The sequence below is a fragment of the Herbaspirillum sp. VT-16-41 genome, assembly GCF_001994935.1.
Taxonomy (GTDB): domain Bacteria; phylum Pseudomonadota; class Gammaproteobacteria; order Burkholderiales; family Burkholderiaceae_D; genus Herbaspirillum; species Herbaspirillum frisingense.
Window position 1 is genome coordinate 1 of the sequence record NZ_MUXB01000034.1, and the last position, 1,987, is coordinate 1,987.

General features: G+C 57.3%; 2 protein-coding genes and 2 pseudogenes. 1 reads left to right on the forward strand and 3 read right to left on the reverse strand.

The window, feature by feature from the left end:
• Positions 1-3: 3 nt before the first annotated feature.
• A pseudogene (locus BTM36_RS03870) lies at positions 4-357 on the forward strand (hypothetical protein); the annotation flags it as partial.
• A gap of 44 nt (positions 358-401) precedes the next feature.
• On the opposite strand, the pseudogene BTM36_RS29555 reads toward BTM36_RS03870, so the two are convergent.
• The 3 genes and pseudogenes from BTM36_RS29555 to BTM36_RS03885 all read right to left on the reverse strand — a co-directional run.
• A pseudogene (locus tag BTM36_RS29555) lies at positions 402-629 on the reverse strand (STY4199 family HEPN domain-containing protein); the annotation flags it as partial.
• 196 nt (positions 630-825) lie between these two features.
• Positions 826-1,581, reverse strand: a complete 756-nt coding sequence (locus BTM36_RS03880) for an ABC transporter ATP-binding protein (RefSeq protein WP_077235304.1) — start codon at positions 1,579-1,581, stop codon at positions 826-828.
• The coding region (locus tag BTM36_RS03885; RefSeq protein ID WP_139347047.1) for an ATP-binding cassette domain-containing protein at positions 1,581-1,987 on the reverse strand (407 nt) is incomplete at its 5' end. The genes BTM36_RS03880 and BTM36_RS03885, both read right to left, overlap by 1 nt.

The following is a 1,987-nucleotide window of genomic DNA, read 5'->3' on the forward strand; positions in this document are numbered from 1 at the left end:
CTGGTGAACATCTATAAAGGTCTGTGTATGCCGGCTGACCTGCCGCGCTTCTACCTGGACCTGGCGGATCTGCGTCTGGAATCGGCCATTTGCCTGTTCCACCAGCGCTTCTCCACCAACACCGTACCGCGCTGGCCGCTGGCACAGCCGTTCCGCTATCTGGCGCATAACGGTGAAATCAACACCATCACCGGTAACCGTCAGTGGGCACGCGCGCGTACCTACAAATTCCAGACCCCGCTAATCCCGGATCTGCATGATGCCGCGCCGTTCGTCAACGAAACCGGCGCTGGCTCGAGCTCCATGGATAACATGCTCGAACTGCTGCTGGCCGGCGGGATGGATATCGTGCGCGCCATGCGCCTGCTGGGCACCAGTTGTTGCAAATGGCGTAGCTGTAAGGTGAATTGGGTTAATTCCGCATCATTAAGCCTTAACCGTTTTGCGACAGCGCCCCATCCGCCGAGGCTCAAACGTGCAATATCGAGTTGTTCAAGAAACCAGCGAGGATCCTTCCCTTCGTCAAAATGCACATTAAGCAGCATTAATATTTCTTTCGATGCCTGACGAATAATTCCTGTGCATTGCTCGAATTGTTCCCCCAGGTTCTGCGAGGATGTATGGGTCATTCTTTTCCTTTAAGTACAACCGGTGAAATAATTAACTGGAAAAAAAGAAACGTTAATTTTTCTTTATTTATGGATACTTAAAACATAGACCAGTTAATGATTATTATCAGTGATAGCGGTTTTAACACGAAAAAAACAATGGAGATATTTTTATGCCGACGCTGGTCCCGCCACGGCTCATTTGCACGCCGATCACTCAGACGCCCAGCAGTTCGTTCAAGGTCTGCATCTTCGCTTCCAGCTGCGAAGACTCGAAGGACTCGACGATCTGGCCATGTTCCATGACATAGAAGCGATCGGCCAGGGGCGCAGCGAAGCGGAAGTTCTGCTCGACCATCACGATGGTGTAGCCCTTGGCCTTCAGGGTCGTGATCATGCGCGCCAGTGCCTGCACGATGACCGGTGCCAGGCCTTCGGAAATCTCGTCGAGCAGCAGCAGGCGGGCGCCGGTGCGGAGGATGCGGGCCACCGCCAGCATCTGCTGTTCGCCACCGGACAGACGTGTGCCCTGGCTGTTGCGACGTTCCTTCAGGTTGGGGAACATGTCGTAGATCTCTTCGATCGACATGCCCTTCTCGGTCTTGGAGACGAAGGGCGGCAGCATCAGGTTTTCCTCAGCGGAGAGCGAGGAAAAGATGCCGCGTTCTTCCGGGCAGTAACCGACGCCGTGGTGGGCGATCTTGTGGGTGGCCAGGTTGATGGTTTCCTGGCCGTTGATCTTGATCGATCCCTTGCGGGTACCGACCAGGCCCATGATGGAACGCAGCGTGGTGGTACGGCCGGCGCCGTTGCGGCCCAGCAGCGTGACCACTTCACCCTGGTGCACGTTCAGGTCGACGTTGTGCAGGATGTGCGATTCGCCGTACCAGGATTGCAGGTCACTGATCTGCAGTACCAGCGGCGCGTTGGAAGACGAGGTGCTGGTGGTGACGTTCATGGTGGCGGTGCTCATCAGTGCGCTCCCTGCAGTTCGACCGAGGTGCTGCCCATGTAGGCTTCCATCACCTGCGGATTGCGCGAAACTTCTTCATAGCTGCCTTCGGCCAGCAGCGCGCCACGTTGCAGCACGCTGATGCGGTCGCAGATACCGGAGATCACGCTCATGTTGTGTTCCACCATGAGGATGGTGCGACCGGCCGAGACCTTCTTGATCAGCGCCGTGACGCGGTCCACGTCTTCGTGGCCCATGCCCTGGGTGGGCTCGTCCAGCAGCATCAGTTCCGGCTCCATGGCCAGGGTGGTGGCGATCTCCAGCGCGCGCTTGCGGCCGTAGGGCAGGTCCACCGTGGTGGTGTGGGCGAAACCGGTGAGGTCCACTTCTTCCAGCAGCTGCATGGCACGCTCGTCGAGCTGCTTCA

Bases quoted from the DNA above. Each gene is read 5' to 3' on its own strand.
- BTM36_RS03880 (WP_077235304.1), bottom strand. From the start codon at position 1,581: ATGAGCACCGCCACCATGAACGTCACCACCAGCACCTCGTCTTCCAAC.